At 38.3% G+C, this 17,399-nt stretch carries 19 protein-coding genes; 1 reads left to right on the top strand and 18 read right to left on the bottom strand.

What is annotated here, in order from left to right:
• Positions 1–405 precede the first annotated feature (405 nt).
• Together J6O61_RS11105 and J6O61_RS11110 are read right to left on the bottom strand one after the other, a co-directional pair.
• Positions 406–750 carry a hypothetical protein gene (locus J6O61_RS11105; RefSeq protein ID WP_292213081.1) on the bottom strand — a complete coding sequence of 115 codons (345 nt, stop codon included), beginning with the start codon at positions 748–750 and terminating at the stop codon, positions 406–408.
• A 667-nt stretch (positions 751–1,417) separates the two neighbouring features.
• Positions 1,418–2,767 carry an MATE family efflux transporter gene (locus J6O61_RS11110; RefSeq protein WP_292213082.1) on the bottom strand — a complete coding sequence of 450 codons (1,350 nt, stop codon included), beginning with the start codon at positions 2,765–2,767 and terminating at the stop codon, positions 1,418–1,420.
• 294 nt (positions 2,768–3,061) lie between these two features.
• Here J6O61_RS11110 and J6O61_RS11115 point away from each other — a divergent pair, with 294 nt between their 5' ends.
• Positions 3,062–4,150 (top strand): acyltransferase family protein, encoded by a 1,089-nt coding sequence (locus J6O61_RS11115; RefSeq protein ID WP_292213083.1) that lies wholly within the window; start codon positions 3,062–3,064, stop codon positions 4,148–4,150.
• Between the two features lie 239 nt (positions 4,151–4,389).
• On the opposite strand, the gene J6O61_RS11120 is transcribed toward J6O61_RS11115, so the two are convergent.
• The 16 genes from J6O61_RS11120 to J6O61_RS11195 form a co-directional block, all read right to left on the bottom strand.
• Positions 4,390–4,542, bottom strand: coding sequence for a hypothetical protein (locus J6O61_RS11120; RefSeq protein ID WP_292213085.1), 153 nt, complete (start codon positions 4,540–4,542; stop codon positions 4,390–4,392).
• 2 nt (positions 4,543–4,544) lie between these two features.
• Positions 4,545–5,249, bottom strand: a complete 705-nt coding sequence (locus J6O61_RS11125; RefSeq protein ID WP_292213087.1) for a gamma-glutamyl-gamma-aminobutyrate hydrolase family protein — start codon at positions 5,247–5,249, stop codon at positions 4,545–4,547.
• A 381-nt stretch (positions 5,250–5,630) separates the two neighbouring features.
• On the bottom strand, positions 5,631–6,383 hold the full coding sequence (locus J6O61_RS11130; RefSeq protein ID WP_292213090.1) for an N-acetyltransferase: 753 nt from the start codon (positions 6,381–6,383) through the stop codon (positions 5,631–5,633).
• Between the two features lie 2 nt (positions 6,384–6,385).
• Positions 6,386–7,021 carry a GyrI-like domain-containing protein gene (locus J6O61_RS11135; RefSeq protein ID WP_292213093.1) on the bottom strand — a complete coding sequence of 212 codons (636 nt, stop codon included), beginning with the start codon at positions 7,019–7,021 and terminating at the stop codon, positions 6,386–6,388.
• Between the two features lie 4 nt (positions 7,022–7,025).
• Positions 7,026–7,937: a helix-turn-helix transcriptional regulator gene (locus tag J6O61_RS11140; protein ID WP_292213095.1), complete on the bottom strand. Its 912-nt coding sequence runs from the start codon at positions 7,935–7,937 to the stop codon at positions 7,026–7,028.
• Positions 7,938–8,271: 334 nt separating this feature from the next.
• Positions 8,272–8,847: a hypothetical protein gene (locus J6O61_RS11145; protein WP_292213097.1), complete on the bottom strand. Its 576-nt coding sequence runs from the start codon at positions 8,845–8,847 to the stop codon at positions 8,272–8,274.
• 108 nt (positions 8,848–8,955) lie between these two features.
• Complete coding sequence (locus J6O61_RS11150; protein ID WP_292213098.1) at positions 8,956–9,228, bottom strand: hypothetical protein; 273 nt, start codon at positions 9,226–9,228, stop codon at positions 8,956–8,958.
• A gap of 33 nt (positions 9,229–9,261) precedes the next feature.
• On the bottom strand, positions 9,262–10,566 hold the full coding sequence (locus J6O61_RS11155) for an ATP-binding protein (RefSeq protein ID WP_292213099.1): 1,305 nt from the start codon (positions 10,564–10,566) through the stop codon (positions 9,262–9,264).
• A 381-nt stretch (positions 10,567–10,947) separates the two neighbouring features.
• Positions 10,948–11,403: a GNAT family N-acetyltransferase gene (locus tag J6O61_RS11160; protein ID WP_292213101.1), complete on the bottom strand. Its 456-nt coding sequence runs from the start codon at positions 11,401–11,403 to the stop codon at positions 10,948–10,950.
• 28 nt (positions 11,404–11,431) lie between these two features.
• On the bottom strand, positions 11,432–12,205 hold the full coding sequence (locus J6O61_RS11165; protein ID WP_292213103.1) for a class I SAM-dependent methyltransferase: 774 nt from the start codon (positions 12,203–12,205) through the stop codon (positions 11,432–11,434).
• Between the two features lie 234 nt (positions 12,206–12,439).
• Positions 12,440–13,234 (bottom strand): hypothetical protein, encoded by a 795-nt coding sequence (locus J6O61_RS11170; protein WP_292213104.1) that lies wholly within the window; start codon positions 13,232–13,234, stop codon positions 12,440–12,442.
• A 603-nt stretch (positions 13,235–13,837) separates the two neighbouring features.
• Positions 13,838–14,236 carry a 30S ribosomal protein S9 gene (gene rpsI / locus J6O61_RS11175; RefSeq protein ID WP_026663746.1) on the bottom strand — a complete coding sequence of 133 codons (399 nt, stop codon included), beginning with the start codon at positions 14,234–14,236 and terminating at the stop codon, positions 13,838–13,840.
• Between the two features lie 26 nt (positions 14,237–14,262).
• Positions 14,263–14,691, bottom strand: a complete 429-nt coding sequence (gene rplM, locus J6O61_RS11180) for a 50S ribosomal protein L13 (RefSeq protein ID WP_022772976.1) — start codon at positions 14,689–14,691, stop codon at positions 14,263–14,265.
• 200 nt (positions 14,692–14,891) lie between these two features.
• Complete coding sequence (truA, locus tag J6O61_RS11185; RefSeq protein WP_292213109.1) at positions 14,892–15,677, bottom strand: tRNA pseudouridine(38-40) synthase TruA; 786 nt, start codon at positions 15,675–15,677, stop codon at positions 14,892–14,894.
• Between the two features lie 27 nt (positions 15,678–15,704).
• Complete coding sequence (locus tag J6O61_RS11190) at positions 15,705–16,511, bottom strand: energy-coupling factor transporter transmembrane component T family protein (RefSeq protein WP_292213111.1); 807 nt, start codon at positions 16,509–16,511, stop codon at positions 15,705–15,707.
• Positions 16,505–17,356, bottom strand: coding sequence for an energy-coupling factor transporter ATPase (locus J6O61_RS11195; protein ID WP_292213113.1), 852 nt, complete (start codon positions 17,354–17,356; stop codon positions 16,505–16,507). Before J6O61_RS11195 ends, J6O61_RS11190 begins: the two co-directional genes overlap by 7 nt.
• Between the last annotated feature and the right edge of the window lie 43 nt (positions 17,357–17,399).

Below are 17,399 nucleotides of genomic sequence, written 5' to 3' on the forward strand. Positions count from 1 at the left end.
AAAGTACGCCATTTTTAGGGCAATTCTTCTCAATCGATCCCATATCTTCCAATCTTTTAGGATAGTATTAACTTTTCAAGGTTCAATCGGGCGGATCCCGTTATTTATGCTCTAAATGCACTTCAATTCCGAAAGGCTATCGGAATATATAATTTGTTGTTAATAAACCCTGCGATTGAGTTTATAACCATTCTTCCTCATAGTCTTGATCTCACTTTGTTTACACATATTATATTGCCATAATAGCACTTTTCATTACATAGAATATGGCTACCATCTGTCATTAAATAGATTTCATATTTTTCTTTTGCGAACTCTAACAATTGGGCTCCTATGCCCTGTTTCCAAAAGAAGTAATCTACATATAATTCCGAAATTTCTTTTCCATCCAGATGCATCATTCCCTTAACTATGCATCATCATATACCCAAACTTTATTGAGAAGTTCAGGATCCTTGAATTCATTGCCCCATCACCAACAAGTCTTCCCATTCCTATAAGTTCACCATCTTTAATGGCTGAGACATTTATAAGTCCGTTTTGCAGTGCCTTTCTTGCATGTTCTAAAGGAATATCCGCAAAGCCTGTAGCAGTTCTTAGTCTTACAAAGTCTTCAGGGGTTAGGATATTATCAACCAGCTCTATCATTCTGTTTTTTCTCCATAATCTATTTTTGACTACATGTCCTGTATATTTTTTCATTCTCTCATTTAGAACATTGTGAACCTGCATGCAACCTACCATCTTCATATCAGACTTCCTTATAACCAATAGCATATTGAAAGATTATAGTCAATGAACGACCACATAAAGAATTGACTCTTAAGTAATTTTGGGGAGTTGCAGTCATAGATATAAACTATTTTTATTGATTCAATTTGAAATAACGCGGATTGAGGTCAACCAATTAATCTGTAATAGTTGACTCCTTATAGAAATAATGAATTTTGAAGTCAACCATGGTAAGCAATCTAATTGACTCAATTTGTATAATATGAGATCTGCGGTCAATTACTACGCAGTTTATGGGTGACTTAATTTGAACAATACAAGATTTGCAGTCAACTAGTGCCAAGCAACAGTTTGACTCAAATAGAAAACCGGAAGCCAGACAGGCTTTCGGTAATTATCTCTTGCAGAACTTTTTCAATGTCCTAAGTGCTGTGTTTGTGGCATTTACAGGATAAGTTGCTGTTTACCTGCTGCGTACGCAAGGAAGCTCAGGGCTATTGTATGCGGCTGGTGGCAACTTTAAGTCAAATTCTTCAGAGTCGTTATATTCTCTCCGCTATATCCATAATTGCACCTCCACGCAATGCGTTGAGTGAATTATATCATGCCTTTCCATCGCTCGCAATGCGTGTTTTATATGTAATCAGAACCACCGGCTAAGCCGGTGGTTCTGATTATTGCTACTTTATTCTATTGCTTTAGTTCTTTTGCCAATTAAACAATAGTATGTCACCATGAGCATCAGAAAAGCGCCTATCCATGCAGATACTTCAGAAATGGCAATTCCCTTAAATCCGTTCCTTCCTACCAAAAAGCCAAAGATCAGTCTCATAATGACTTCGAGCCCGCCTGAGAGCATTGGTATAAGGGTATTGCCCAACCCCTGAACAGAGTATCTGTATACAAAAAGCCAGCCCAAGGCAAAAAAGCTAATTCCCATGATTGGCATAAAATTAGTACAATAACCGATTATAGTGTTATCAGTCAGCAGCATCTTAGCCAGGCTTCCGGGCACAAATATCATAAGGAGCGATATAGGCACATTCACAAGTGTAGAGAGCATCAGGCCCTGTCTTACTCCTGTGCGTATCCTGTCATATTTGCCGGCGCCCTTATTTTGCCCCACAAAGGTCATCATGGAAAGACCTACGGACATTCCGAACTGCTCAAAGAGTGATGCAAATTTCATACAGGCTGAATAGGCTGCCACATATGCGCTTCCCATAAGATTTACGAAGTACTGCAATACCATGGCCCCTGCGGCTGTGACCGAATTCATAAACGCCACAGGAAGTCCTATTTTCATCAGTTCAACCAGTAACAGCTTTTCATCTGCTAATTCTGAAGCATTTTTTTCAAAACTCATAAAATCGATACTTTTTAGCTTTCTAAGGCACAACAGGTATGATACAAACTGTGAAACCACTGTTGCCACTGCTGCCCCGGCAACTCCCGTGCCAAAGGCCATTATCAAAATAATATCCAGCATGATGTTCACAAGTGAGGAACAAATCATAGCAGTGAGGGGTGTTCTGGAATCTCCCATTGACTGGAGAATTGTAATCTCAAGGTTATTCATAACCGTCACAACAATTCCCAGTAAGATCACGGCAAAATATCTATATGAATCACCAAAGATATCCTCAGGAGTATTCAGGAAGGTCAGCATCTTATTGAGCAGAGAAATGCATACTACAGTAAACACTATTCCAAAAGTTATACTGAGCTTCTTGGCTGCCCTGATATATGCATTCAGCATAGCAATATCATTTTTTCCAAAGCTCTGGGCAAAGGTTATGCCAAATCCTCTGGTCATCCCCACAACAAATCCAAGTATAAGGAAGTTAAGTGTCCCGGTTGCCCCAACAGCAGCCAGCGCCTGATCCGAGATTCCCTTGCCAACTATAATGCTATCCACAAGACTATATAGTTGTTGGAAAAGATTCCCCCATAATAAGGGCAAAAAGAACAGTATGATCTGTTTCATACTGTTTCCTGAGGTCATATTTTGTGTGGTCTGTTCTGTATTTGTCATGGCCGCTCTCTTTGGTCTTTCTCTTGATGTTTTTAGCCAAGGGAAAAATATACTCTTGAAGGCATTTTACCAAAATTATTTTTTTCTGCATATCCTAAAAATGAAGGATACCACATAGAGCATGAACTCTCCGGGCTATGGGAACTTGTAGGGGGTGAGTTTTGTGTTGAAGGAGTTTTAGATTCGCAATCAAATTTAACATTTCACCTATGTAAATGTTCGGTTTGGTTGGTGGACATTTCTTTGCCTTACAATTACGATAATGTTAAAAATAATTGCAAAGGTGAGGTATTTATGAAAAAATACTACTTAGACAATATCAGATGGGTGACCGTAGTTCTGGTTGTCATTTATCATGTGCTTTACATGTATAATGGCGAAGATATTCTTGGTGGCTTAGGAAAGATTACTGCTCTTGATGTGCAGTATTATGACATTTTCCTGTATGCAGTCTATCCGTGGTTTATGCTTCTGCTGTTCCTTATATCGGGAATATGCTCCAGATATTATTTGGATAATCATACCGCAAAGGAATTTGCAAAAAGCAGGACAAGAAAACTGTTGATTCCTTCTACTATAGGATTATTTGTATTTCAGTTCATCCAGGGATATGTCAGTATGTCAATTAGCGACGCTTTCGATTCTATGCAGGAAGTACCCGGTGTAATCAAGTATTTCATCATGGCGCTAAGCGGAACCGGAGTTCTTTGGTATGTACAGCTGTTATGGCTGTTTTCGATGGTGCTTTTGCTCGTTAGAAAAATCGAGAAGGATAGACTGTGGGAACCGGGAGGGAAGGCTAACATAATAGCAATACTTTTGATGACTGTAGTAATATGGGGAGCGGCGCAGATTTTTAATACTCCGGTTGTTGTGGTATATAGGTTCGGATATTACGGTGTTGCATTCATGCTTGGATATTTTGTGTTCTCACATGATGAAGTAATTAAGACGCTGAAGAAGTATTTCGTATTGCTGTTTGCACTTGCCGCAGGTGTGGGAATTTCATTCTGTGCCGTGTACTTCGGTAAAAACTATGCGGATGCTCCTATTAACAAATCAGTGCTATTTTCAGGATTTGGATGGCTTATGAGCATGGCGATTCTTAGCGGTGCATCAAAGTATGCTGATAAGCAAAATGCTTTTACGGCATGGATGAGCAAAAATAATTTCGGGCTATATGTATTCCATTATCTTGGGATATCAACAGTTGCTTTGCTTCTGGGAAAACCCGGGAATCTTCCGGCAACAATGGTTTATACAATCAGCCTGATTGCCGGATTTGTGGTAGCATATGCTTTGAATGCCGTGATATCAAGGATTCCTTTCTTCAGATGGGCGGTACTCGGATTAAAGAAAGAGGGAAAAAACGATGTTTCATGACAATCTGGTAACTCTTAGAAAAATGAAAAATATGTAGAGTAATAAATGACAGGGAAATATCAACCTAAGAGGAATCGGAGGCGAACCGGAAAGCGAAGTGCCTGGAAATCAAAGCCTATGATTACATGGTGAGATTTGAGAATTTTGCTGTCTACCTGCTGCGTACGCAAGAAAGCTCAGGGCTACTGTATGCTGCTGGTGGCAACTTTAATAACCGCGATCAAAAATAATATTCTGATTTATAATTCTATTGCCATGCATATAGCTCCGTCGAGTTTGTCGTATGGAGGATAATTGTCAATAACCCTGATGTTCTCAAAGTTTTCATCTATCTGTGGAATACCCGACATCACCCTGTCAAATGCTGCCATATCTGCCTCCTTTCCAGCCAAATTCACTCAATGCATTTTCTAACAAATTCCTCAAAAATCAGCCTGCTGTTATCATCACTTTTATATGAGAACTCCGGATGCCACTGAAGTCCCCATACAAATTTCTTATCCGGCATTTCAACTGCTTCTATAATGCCATCATCCGCAACTGCCATTATCTTTAGAGCTCCAGCCTTTTCCTTTATTGCCTGGTGATGATAACTATTCACAGGCAGTGATTTCCGATTCAACAATCTGAAAAGACCGCTGTTTTCCATCAGCATCACCTTATGCACAGGTACATCATACGGTGGTGTCTGATGATGCTCTGTAGCCGATGAGTGCTGAGTTGGCAAATCCTGATATAGCGTTCCTCCCAGAAAGACATTTATAAACTGGATTCCCCTGCATACGCCCAACACCGGAATGTCACGTCCCAGAGCCCGGCCAAGCAGGATATGCTCCATTTTGTCCCTTTCCCTGCATGTTGCTCCGCACTGTGGAATTTTATCCTCGCCATAAGTTGATGGCTCAACATCATGTCCTCCGGTCAGGAGAATCCCTTGTACTGTCCCTAAAAGCATATCAATAGTTTCCTCTTCTGATGTAAGTGGAAGCATAATAGGGACGCCTCCTGCTTCTTCCACTCCTTCCATATAACCTGGAAGCATCCAGAAACTGTTTTTTACTTCGTCTACCAGTGGCACAACTCCTATTATAGGTTTCATACACTTCCTCCAAAAATACAAAAGGCAAAAGCACCTTTTGCGGCGCCTTTGCCTTTTCTTTATCATACTACAAATAATGTTGATTATCCAATGCCATAGCTTTTTCTTTTTATCTTGGTACATTAACTGGAAGTTAATCTATTCAGAAATACTTAAATTTTTCTTTGTAGCAACTGTTTATAATTATACCTATATCTACCATCCTGTTCAATATTATGCACTATCAGTTATTCATCTCTCAGGTCTTAGATTATTCCTATTAAGATTAGGGACTTGTTGCTCTTTTCTCTGATCAACTATTGCCTGGCTTTCTCTTAGCTTTTGTAAAATGCTTGTTTTAGCCTTTTCAGCTATCTCAGGCCTCCCTAAGTCATGATAATATTAAAGATTTGCATTGACCAGTTTTAAAAACTTCTTATCATTCATTTGCTCATTAGTTACATAATCCCCATCACAGAACAGTGCATATGTGGTAATTGGTGTTGGAGCATTCTGAGCCTGATCTCTGGTCTCTATTTTGATCGCTCTAAACGGTATTCCATTGTTCTTAGCAGTCTCTTCCAAAACAGGCACATACTTGGCATTAAATGGGCACTGATTCGTGTAATAAAGCACGTATCCTTTTTCATCGATACGAGGATGCTTTGCACATTCCTTGAAGCATGGTGTTTCAACACTTTTTTCAAAGGACAGATACCACAGCTGGATTCCATTATCGGCTTCATCACAAACTTGAAAGCCTTTGAATGCTAGAAACTTTGGATCAGAAAGGAATGGCTTTTTCTTAGCAGCAGATAATATGCAAATTCCCTTCTTCCCCTTTTCCTTACTGTCCTTTATGCACTCATTAAGAAGATCACTTGAATATCCATGTCCCTTTAAGGAACCTGAAACCCACAGACAATCGATATACATATATTCCGGTGCATTTATCGGATTCCACGCATACTCTGCCGGGATATATTCAATAAAGCATTTACCGCGTTCGACACTCTTTAAGAAAACAAGCCCTTCATCAAATCTGTCAGCAAGCCAGGCTTTCTTGGATGATACCTGTATATCTTTATTGTTTGATATAGCACAACAGATGTGTTCTTCTTCAAGATTATCCTTGGATACTCTTATATACTCCATCTTCAGCTCTCCTTTCTAATAGGATGTCTTATAACCGTCTTAAGCTTCTCTGGCACCACTTTCCTTGCATCGCTAAGGTAAATCTCATGGTGCAATCTATTTTCTGTGATATCTAAAACATATCCCTGCTCTTCCGCAAACTTATGCATCAATTCCACTGTTGCAGGCTCGTCATCATAGGCACCAACATGCATACACTGGACACAAAGTCCCTCATCGTAAGAGAAGAATTCCACCTTGGAAAAATCTTCATTTTTCTTGACTGTAGCTTCTGCAATAGCCCAATCAAAATCTTCCTTTGTCGCAAAATCCGGCAAACGTATTACAGATATCCAGTTAAAATCAGTTTTACGAGCATAATCTATTCCCTCTACTCCGTTCTGCCACCAAAAGCCCTCTAATGGAGGTACTACATAATCAAAATAGCCCTCGATTTGATGACTGCCTCTTTTACTCATCTTGATAGTGAATGCGATCGCATATAAAAGACCTATAGCCTGCTTATACCCTCCGCCCTCTTCGTTGGGATCACCAACGCCTCTCACGGCAATATAGTTCATCTTCGGAACCGTCACTATGGAAGGCGTATCATTAGGCATATAGAATTCTTTGTACTCCTTCTTGTAATCGAATGCCATGTCTTTATTCCTCCTTGTAAATCGTCGCCATTTTCTGTACCATCTTTGAAATCTGCCTCCTGGCTTCTACCGGCTCAAGCACTTCTGCTTTATTTCCAAAGGTCATTATCCATGTGATCAAATTATCTGAGTCCGTGTAATCCGCAGTAAACATAAGTCTACCATCCTCTGTTTCCGTAAAACAGTTTGGTCCGAATTCCTCCACCAGGCGCCACTTTACATCCTTTGAAAACAGCGCTTTTACCTTGATTCCACCAGGAAATATCTTTTCTGTAGACAGATCAGGTAATGGAGCGTTTCTGCAGACAAATCCTTTATCCGTTTCAACCACTTTAACCATGCGGTTTAATTTAAATAGACGATAATCTTTACGCTTTTGACACCATCCATAGACATACCAGCTGCTCCACTTAAACACTACATAATATGGCTCAATAGTTCGTTTTCCTTCTCCCGCCTGAGCATAATAGTGGAAGGTCAAAAGATGCCTGTTTTCTATCGCATCCTGAATAGTAGATATCTTAGGAGCCAGCGATGTCTTGTACCAAGAAGACAGGTCGATAAGGACAGAATCCCTACCGCTGATAAACTCCGAAGAACCTGCCTGGAGCTTCTCCATAAGCTGCCCATAATATCCGCTTCCACTAACACTATCAAGGCTTCGTAGTCCCGCCAGGATCATCTGCATGTCACGGGATGTCAAAAGAGTCCTATCCATCTTATAGCCATCCATGATGCTTATACCGCCTCCAACTCCCTGGGTCGTTTTGATTGGTATTCCTGCCTGACAAAGAGTTTCAATATCTCTATTTATTGTTCTTCTAGACACTTCGAAATGCTCAGCCAGCTCCGGAGCTGTCGTCACCTCTTTTTGCAAAAGAATTGATAGTATACCGATCAGTCTGTCTATCTTCATTTGATCACCTTCTATAATTATCATACAAGCACAAACACGTCATCTATATGTCATGTTTATATTCTACACTATTTTAGACAACAAAAAACCCACAACCAGATGGTTGTGGGTTTCTGAAATCTGCAACTGCAGATATTCTCATCTCTTTGTGAACTTTTTCACTGTCTTAAATGCCTTATTTTGGGCATTTGTTGGACGAGTTGCTGTTTACCTGCTGCGTACGTTAGAAAGCTCAGGGCTACTGTATGCAGCTGATGGCAATTTTTATTATTTGCAATCCAAAAATCAATCTCTGATACTTTTTCTACCATATTTGCTATATAATCTGGAATATTTAATAAAATGGTCTAGCTTTCATCATAGAGTAGGTTACGTCTGCCTTCACACAATATTTCTCTACCAAACTTTTTACAACATCTACAAACCACTCTGATGCATAAGGCGAAATATATATTTTTTCTATCAACTTGTCTATACTAATAGGGATGAATACACCCTTTCCACTTGAATGGATTTTACTTATGACTGCCCTTACTTCGTTTTCATACTCAAATGATTTTCGCTTATACCAAAAAGCTCCATTTATAGGTGCAAAGTTTTTATCAAAATCAATATATTTTATTTTTCCGATGCTTATAGTAGGATCTTTATCAAAAGCTTCATACAACCTTTTAGTCGTTGTCTGGATGGCAATTGCATTAGCAGCATCTTTTGAATAAAGCTTCCACATCGCCTCCGATTCATAGCTATTTAAGTGCCAACAGCTGATATAGGTATATTCTCTCGATTTCTGTCCTACTTTTTCAATTTGATTTAACAAGCAATTCGCTTCTTCAATTATTTTTTCATGTGTATTATCGCAAGGATTTCGTCCAGGTGCGGTGGATACAGCATGCTTAAAAAAATCCAAATAGAAAGCATCCCATTTCTCTTTATTCTTTTCAACTCCTTTTGCACCTTCGAAAATATCTTCGAAAGAACTCGCAGCACAAAAAAATAATTCATTCCGACTTATCAGTTAAACAAACTTCGCTAAATCCATATATCTCCACAATTTATCATCTGGAAGCGGTTCCTCATATTCAAGTTCTTGCCAATAGTATCGTACAACCGTTTCTTCAAGCATAGGTGCACAATCATCACACAAAAGAGCAGCGTCTCTTCCCTTCATGTACCCCAAATGCGCCGTATCTCCTTCCACAAATGTCTTTCCACAATTTGTACAATTTCTCCTATGCTCATTAAAAAAAATATCCAATTCCTTTGTGTGCTTTAAAGTCATTTTCTGCATATCCGCCTCACATATCAAATAATCCATTTAACACTATATAAATCTCAACAAAAAATCATTAATCCCTATAATAGTAAACCCATTTTCATCCATGGATTCATTAATTGGTTTATTTACAACGAGTATCTTTTGTACTTGATCATTCAGCTTAAAATAAGGGCGTACTTCTCTTTCTCTTGTTTCTGCATTAGAGATATCAGCAGTCACCTGTATATAAAGCGATCTAATCCCTTTTGTTGCATAGAAATCCACTTCATTATTTTTCCTTATTGATTTTCCATTTTTATCTTTTTCAACAGTATCAAATGCACCAACATTAACAGAATATCCATTATAACAAAGCTCATTATAGACAATATTTTCAAGCATTTGCCCCTCATCTGGAAAAGCAAAATTTAGGCGAGCATTTCGCAAGCCTGTATCAATAAAATAATATTTTCTAAGTGCACCAATTTCTTTCCGTCCTTTTAGATCATATCGTTTTGCTTCACGCAATAGAAAGGCATCTTTAAAATAACCTATATAGTTTTCAACAGTCTGTTTATCAATATTTTCATGTCGAACACTCTCAAATGTATTAGCAATTTTTTCTGAATTAAGCAGTGAGCCTGTTGAAGAACTTATGATATTACACAGTTCATCTAGTGCCTCTCCTTTTTTCAGATGATTCCTTTCTACAATATCAGCAAAGTATGTTGTAGTGAACAAGCTCTTTAGATATTCTTTTCTCTCTTCGTCACTTTTTAATACAGCCAGAGGCATTCCACCATATTGCATATATGAATATATTGCCTCTGTTGCTGAACCTCCTACATATCCATAGTATTCTTCAAATGAAAGCGGAGAAAGTTTTATATTCGTTGCTTTATCTCTAAATTCAGTAACTATATCTGAAGACAACATCTTAGAATTTGATCCTGTCACATATAAATCTATATTCTTTTCTCTTGATAGACCAAGTACAACGTCTACAAACGATATGACTTCAGCTTCACTAGAATCTGCCAAGACATGCTTTCCATCTGTGAGAGTCGGATTAATTATGGAATATACCTTCTGAATCTCATCAATAAATACATAATATTTTTCTTCCCCAGCGCATTGCTCTCGTATATATGCTCCTAATTCTAAAGGATCACGATATTTACTATTTTTATCATCATCCAATTCCAAGATAATTATTCTATTCTCCGGAACCTTATCTGAAAGCAGGTATTCTCTATATATTTCTTTAAGAAGAAAAGACTTTCCACATCTTCTCACACCAGTTATTACCTTTGGAAAGCCATTATTTCTAGCATTAATCAACTGATTAAGATATCTATCTCTTTTTATCATATTATCTCCTAAATTGTAGAATTCTACATTTTTGTCAATTATATTCTACCATTACACATTTTCTTAATCAACAAAATTGTAGAATTCTACATTTTTAGCGATTTATATAACAAAATAAAAAAACACCCCAGGACAGTTGTCCTGAGGTGTAATAAGTCGTACATGATTGTCCAAAGACGTAATACGTTGTGAAACGATTATCTCTTTGAGAACGTTTTGATGTGATAAAGTGCCTTATTTAAGGCTTTTTCACCTCAAGTTGCTGTTTACCTGCTGCGTACGCAAGGAAGCTCAGGGCTATTGTATGCGGCTGGTGGCAACATTACATTCTCTTTTTACTAATACCTTTAATAAATGTCTTTACTGCTAATGACCGTTTCATCAGTTCTCCCTATAAAACCGAGGTCCTTCTTCACCAATAATTCCAAGAGGGAAAAATTTGCACTTTTCAAGAACTCTTTGAGACTTTGAATTTTCTGGATCAGTTTCTGCTTCTACGCGAGAAATACCTGACTGTTTCAAGGCCCATGCAACAGCTGATTCAACTGCTTCAGTCGCATAGCCTTGTCCTTGGTATTCTTCCACAATACCATAACCAATCTCAACTGAGCCATCATCACCCTGCCCTTTGAAACATAAATCGCCAATATGGGTGCCATCCTTTTTATTTATCATCCACGTTGCATACCAATTCCATTTTTCCGGATTAGCAAGACATTCCTGCAGCATTTCACTATATGCTTTTATCAATTCCGGATCTGTCTGCTTTTCAATAATGCTTCGCATCTCTGACTCTGATGCGGTTTGTATTTTTAAACGATTTGTTTCAATAATCATATTGTATTCTCTCAAAATTGAAATTGTGTTACTTATTCTTCCTCATCTTTATAATCATATAAACAGGAGATTCAACGAATCCTTCATATCGGTATGGCTGAGATTCTTTCCATTCTTCTGGAGGCATAGGCTCGCATACTTTCTCAATGGATAACCCTGCACCAATAATTGCATTCATGTAATCCGCGAATGTGTGATGATAACTTTTACTAAGATGATTCTCATACTCATCATTGTACTCAAGCCATGGCTGAATATACGCTCTCATGGACTTATCCAAGTATCTGACATTCCACTCCTCATCCTCAGGATAACTGCCATCTGCATGTTCTATTGGATACATTGCCGAATATACCGGATGAATGATTGAAAATATGCATTCTCCTCCAGCTTTAAGACTCTTTGAAACATTCTCAAAAAGCTGTCCTAAATCCTTTATGTAGTGACTTGTAGTAGATGAAAAGATAAAGTCCACAGGTTCTTCTACCACCTCACCGCATGTTGCAGCATCGTGCAAAATAAACTCCGCGTCAGAATTACTTTTTTCTGCCTTTTCTTTGGCTATCTGTAGCATTTCCTCAGACAGATCGATACCAAGAAGTTTATCTGGATTACAGTTTTCCAATAGAAATGTGAATATACCTGTACCACATCCTAAGTCCAATACTGTCTTTCCTTTTAAATCAGGAAGCAGTTCTTTTATACACGGCCACTCAATATTAAAGCTATATGAGTCTTCAGCGTTATTGAACTCCTCGTATGCCTTAGCCATGCTATTCCAATCAATTTTAATATCGTTCATTTTCTAGTCCTCCCCTGATGCGAATAAAGCTAAATCAACAACTACAATTGTCATCATTTATAAAAATATATTATGTTGTTAATAAACACAATGATTTTATTTATGAACCACTATTCCTTATGCACCAATTTCCGCTACAATGCCTTAACCGGCATTTTTGCATAGCCATTTCTTCTCTCTGATGACCTGACTGAATAGCCAAATGTACCGTATATTTTCATGCACTCATTTAGGTCATCTAAGATATCTATCTACTAATTCACTTACAATCCTTGAATCTAAAACATCCTGCTCCGTCTCAAAAGTGAGTATCAAACGCTCGCCCGGGTATATTTTATTCATTTGGTAAGTGTTGATCTTTCTTATAGCTTTTTTTACATATTCCGGCTTGTCCATCATTCCTTCATGCTCCCAATATATTTCTTTTTTCAGTTTTTTGGAAAAGAATGTAAAATCTGGATATATTATTCCATATCCCGAAAGTATTAATGGCTTTTCGTACTTGTATAGGACATTGTTCCTGTAAAAGAAATCAGCAAGTATCTTCTCTGATTTAGATCGCACACGTTCACCTTTTTCCGTTAGTATTACCGGAACTCCCTCTTTAAATTCTTTTCCTTTATACTGTGCACTAAACCATTGTTCCTCTAGTTGTTGTGCTGTAGGTTCGACAGGAGTTATAAGTGCTTGCCTCTCATCATGTAAAGATTTATATATCTGCTCAATCTCATCGTCGGAATAGTCTTTTAGACTTCTTGTGATCAGTTTCAATCTGCTCTCCGCCTTTTTTATAACTGTGTCATTGTAAGACTTCTGTGCAAGTCGATAAGCAAGTTCCATATTGTCTTTCGTTATATATGAACCATATCTATCATCAACGCAATGATAATATCTTACTTTTCCACTATCTACTGATATACGAAGCCTTCCCTCAGGATTATTAGTAACATCTATACCTTTATTCGCTTTAGAGATTACGCTTTCTAAGTATTTTTGCTCCTTTAATAACATTTCTTTTAATCCATACAATAATTTTTTCCTCTTTTCTTTTTATATTTTTGATATTAATTATGAAATTACTTGATATCTCACTTTAGGCGGATACTCCTCCTCAAGCTTATTTGACTCATATCCCACGAAATCCGCAGTTTATGCGGATTTCTGAGATTTAGTTCAAGAAGTCAGCAGATATGAAGTCACCATACTCCTATGCCAAAAGTGACTTTTTTAGAATATTGAAAGATTATAGTCAATGAACGACCACATAAAGAATTGACTCTTAAGTAATTTTTGGGAGTTGCAGTCATAGATATAAACTATTTTTATTGATTCAATTTGAAATAACGCGGATTGAGGTCAACCAATTAATCTGTAATAGTTGACTCCTTATAAAAAAATGAGTTTTGAAGTCAACCATGGTAAGCAATCTAATTGACTCAATTTGTATAATAGGAGATCTGCGGTCAATTACTACGCAGTTTATGGGTGACTTAATTTGAACAATACAAGATTTGCAGTCAACTAGTGCCAGGCATCAGGTTGACTCAAATAGAAAACCGGAAGCCAGACAGGCTTCCGGTAAAATTCTTTGAATATTTCCAAGGAAATAACAATCTGCAACAGCAGAAACAATTATCTCTTGCTGAACTGTGGAGCACGACGAGCTTTCTTTAAGCCGTACTTCTTTCTTTCCTTCATACGAGGATCTCTTGTAAGGTATCCGGCCTTCTTAAGTACAGGTCTGTACTCATCTGAATCAGCCTGAAGAAGAGCTCTTGAAATACCGTGTCTGATTGCACCAGCCTGACCTGTTGTGCCGCCACCTCTTACTGTAACAACAACATCAAACTTATCTGCTGTCTCTGTAGCTACGAGAGGCTGTCTAACGATAACCTTGAGTGTTTCAAGTCCGAAATACTCATCGATAGGTCTCTTATTGATTGTTATATTTCCATTTCCAGAAACAAGGTATACTCTAGCGATTGATTTCTTTCTTCTACCTGTTCCATAGTAATTAGCTGACTTTGCCATTTTATTATTCTCCTTCACTTACCAGATTAAAATGTTAATACTTCAGGCTTCTGAGCTGCGTGTGGATGCTCTGAACCAGCATATACGTGAAGCTTTGTGTACATTTCTCTACCAAGAGATCCCTTTGGAAGCATTCCCTTTACAGCATGCTCGATAACTCTCTCTGGCTTGTCGTTGAGCATCTGACGAAGTGAGAACTCTTTGTGATGTCCAACATAATCTGTGTGGTGCCAATACATTTTCTGATCAAGCTTCTTACCAGAAACCTTAATCTTCTCTGCATTGATAACGATTACATAATCACCTGTATCGATGTTAGGTGTGTAAATAGGCTTGTTCTTTCCTCTAAGTACGTTTGCAACGTTAGAAGCAAGACGTCCAAGTGTCATATCTGTAGCATCAACTACATACCACTTTTTCTCTACTGTAGTTGCACTAGGCATATAAGTTTTCATTATGTTTCCTCCAAATTAAAACTAATACTTAATTTGTAACTCATGCAAAACCCTTCACCTGATTCTGCAATATATATGAACATATTGAAGCTTACCGGGACATCAATATGTCACTTACTAACTTGTGGGCATAGTTACAGAAAAACTCTGTCACACAGTAAGATATTATATGACCGTTTTTATCTGTTTGTCAAGATGATTTATGAATTTCCACTCTCCTTTTCCGGTTCCGGAATCCCATCCAAAAACTCATATTTAACAAGAAACAAACCACAGGCAGGTGCAGTCGGTCCGGCCGCAGTTCTATCTTTTTTTTCGATCATTTCCTTCACATCCAATGGTTTTCCCTTGCCTCTTCCGATCTGCAGTAGTGTCCCTGCAATGATTCTGACCATATTATATAGAAAACCGTTTCCTGTGACTCTGATAATTACTTCATCACCATGCCTTAAAATTTCGACCTTTTTAATTGTTCTGACATGACTTACTGCCTGAGATTCCACATTACAAAAGCTGGTAAAATCGTGCTCACCTTCAAGGAAACGCGCAGCCTCGTTCATAACTTCAATATCCAGCGGCATACTGAAATGGTATGTATAAAAACGCCTGGTCGGAACAGGCATCTTGGTATTCAATACTCGGTATTCGTATGTCTTAAGCGTATCACAATGTCTTGGATGAAAATCAGCATGTACTTCCTTTGACTTAACAACACATATATCCTGAGGAAGAATGTGATTAAGAGCATATGAAAACCTGTCTCCCGGTATTGTAGATTCAGTATCAAAAACCGCTATATTACCATATGCATGCACACCTGCATCTGTCCGGCTTGCGCCTATTACTTCCACTTCCTCACCGGTCAGTCCGTGTATCGCCCTGTTAAGCATCTCTTCAATTGTATTATGGGTACTTTTTTGAAGTGCCCAACCGTTATAGGATGTTCCATCATAAGAAACAACCAGCATAATTCTGCGTTTTTTCAATCATAGCTCCTAATTAAAAAGATGTTTTTACCTAAACAATAATCTGCCAAATACTATTATGACAACAAGATAAATAATAAGCACAATATAAGCGATATAATCACTTCGCCTGTAAATCAGCGGCTTCATCTTGGTTCTTCCTTCACCTCCGCGGTAGCATCTGGCCTCCATCGCCATAGCAAGATCTAAAGCTCTCCTGAATGCAGAGATAAAAAGAGGCACCAGTAAAGGAACCAGACTCTTAGCCCTGTTTAAAAGTGATCCGCTCTCAAAATCCGCACCTCTTGCCATTTGAGCCTTCATAATCTTGTCGGTTTCTTCCAAGAGAATAGGTATAAAACGAAGCGCAATTGACATCATCATAGCTATCTCATGCACGGGAACATGAACCACCTTAAGTGGTTTAAGTACGCTTTCAAGTCCATCGGTCAGGTTATTGGGAGTGGTAGTCAGTGTCATGATTGATGAACCCGTAATAAGGAAAACAAGCCTTATTGCCATCAATACAGCAAGCTTTAGTCCCTCGTATGTAATACTGATCTTCCAAAAGCTTACAATCGGCTCTCCCGGAGTCAGCACCAGATTAAAGATCATGGTTATAATCAGCAGGAAAAAGATTGTTTTCATGCCTCTGAACATGAACTTTACAGGAACATTTGACAAATAAATGCATGAACCAAGAAAAACAGCCGCAATTACGTATCCCCAGAGGTTCTTGACCAGAAAAAGAGAAATGATAAACGCAAAGGTTGCAATCAGTTTAACCCTTGGATCAAGTCTGTGTATCGCTGAATCTGTTCTATAATATTGTCCAAGTGTAATGTCTCTTAACATTTTCCAAACACCTTAAGTATCTCATTTTTTGCTTCTGCAATAGTAGTAGCCTCAGTATCCACATCAAAACCTGCTTCTTTCAGTTCCTGCATAACATAAGTAACTGCAGGCGCTGCAAGACCGATACCTTCAAGCTCTTTGTAATGTCTGAATACCTCTTTGGGCTCACCATCCAGAAAAACTCTTCCTTTATTCATCACGATTATTCGCTGAACGTAGTCAGCTACATCATCCATGCTGTGACTGACCAAAATAACCGTGATTCCCATTTCATCATGTAGTTTTGCAATAAGGTTTAATATGTCCTCGCGCCCTTTAGGATCCAGCCCTGCTGTAGGCTCATCAAGAATAAGTACCTCCGGCTTCATTGCAAGTACTCCGGCAATTGCCACTCTTCTTTTCTGACCGCCTGACAGATCAAACGGAGACTGGTAAAAGTATGCATCATCAAACCCGACCTGCTTCAAAGCTTCATAGGCCCGAAGCTCCACCTCTTTTTGCGGAAGTCCCAGATTCCTGGGTCCAAAGCAAACATCTTTAAAACAATCCATTTCAAACAGCTGATGTTCAGGATACTGGAACACCAATCCAACCTTGGCTCTGAGCGCCTTTTTATCAAAATCGGAATCATAAATATCCTTACCATCAAAATAAACGTTTCCGCTTGTAGGTTTAACAAGTCCGTTCATATGCTGTATAAGCGTAGACTTACCTGACCCTGTATGCCCTATAAGTCCGATAAACTGTCCCTTGGGAATTTCAAGGTTAACATCTATCAAGGCCGCATGAGCCATGGCTGTGTCTTCATCATATATGTAATTCACATGATCAAGTATTATCGACATAGTTTAATGTATCTCTCATTTCTCATTGATAAAAGAAATAGTA

Source organism: Butyrivibrio sp. (assembly GCF_017635265.1).
In the GTDB taxonomy this organism is placed as follows: Bacteria; Bacillota; Clostridia; order Lachnospirales; family Lachnospiraceae; genus Butyrivibrio.

Bases quoted from the DNA above. Each gene is read 5' to 3' on its own strand.
- J6O61_RS11130 (WP_292213090.1), bottom strand. From the start codon at position 6,383: ATGGAGTATATAAGAGTATCCAAGGATAATCTTGAAGAAGAACACATC.
- J6O61_RS11115 (WP_292213083.1), top strand. From the start codon at position 3,062: ATGAAAAAATACTACTTAGACAATATCAGATGGGTGACCGTAGTTCTG.
- rplM (WP_022772976.1), bottom strand. From the start codon at position 14,691: ATGAAAACTTATATGCCTAGTGCAACTACAGTAGAGAAAAAGTGGTAT.
- J6O61_RS11110 (WP_292213082.1), bottom strand. From the start codon at position 2,767: ATGACAAATACAGAACAGACCACACAAAATATGACCTCAGGAAACAGT.
- J6O61_RS11105 (WP_292213081.1), bottom strand. From the start codon at position 750: ATGAAGATGGTAGGTTGCATGCAGGTTCACAATGTTCTAAATGAGAGA.
- J6O61_RS11125 (WP_292213087.1), bottom strand. From the start codon at position 5,249: ATGAAACCTATAATAGGAGTTGTGCCACTGGTAGACGAAGTAAAAAAC.
- J6O61_RS11135 (WP_292213093.1), bottom strand. From the start codon at position 7,021: ATGGCATTCGATTACAAGAAGGAGTACAAAGAATTCTATATGCCTAAT.
- J6O61_RS11155 (WP_292213099.1), bottom strand. From the start codon at position 10,566: ATGATAAAAAGAGATAGATATCTTAATCAGTTGATTAATGCTAGAAAT.
- J6O61_RS11190 (WP_292213111.1), bottom strand. From the start codon at position 16,511: ATGTTAAGAGACATTACACTTGGACAATATTATAGAACAGATTCAGCG.
- J6O61_RS11140 (WP_292213095.1), bottom strand. From the start codon at position 7,937: ATGAAGATAGACAGACTGATCGGTATACTATCAATTCTTTTGCAAAAA.
- J6O61_RS11150 (WP_292213098.1), bottom strand. From the start codon at position 9,228: ATGCAGAAAATGACTTTAAAGCACACAAAGGAATTGGATATTTTTTTT.
- rpsI (WP_026663746.1), bottom strand. From the start codon at position 14,236: ATGGCAAAGTCAGCTAATTACTATGGAACAGGTAGAAGAAAGAAATCA.
- J6O61_RS11195 (WP_292213113.1), bottom strand. From the start codon at position 17,356: ATGTCGATAATACTTGATCATGTGAATTACATATATGATGAAGACACA.
- J6O61_RS11165 (WP_292213103.1), bottom strand. From the start codon at position 12,205: ATGAACGATATTAAAATTGATTGGAATAGCATGGCTAAGGCATACGAG.
- J6O61_RS11160 (WP_292213101.1), bottom strand. From the start codon at position 11,403: ATGATTATTGAAACAAATCGTTTAAAAATACAAACCGCATCAGAGTCA.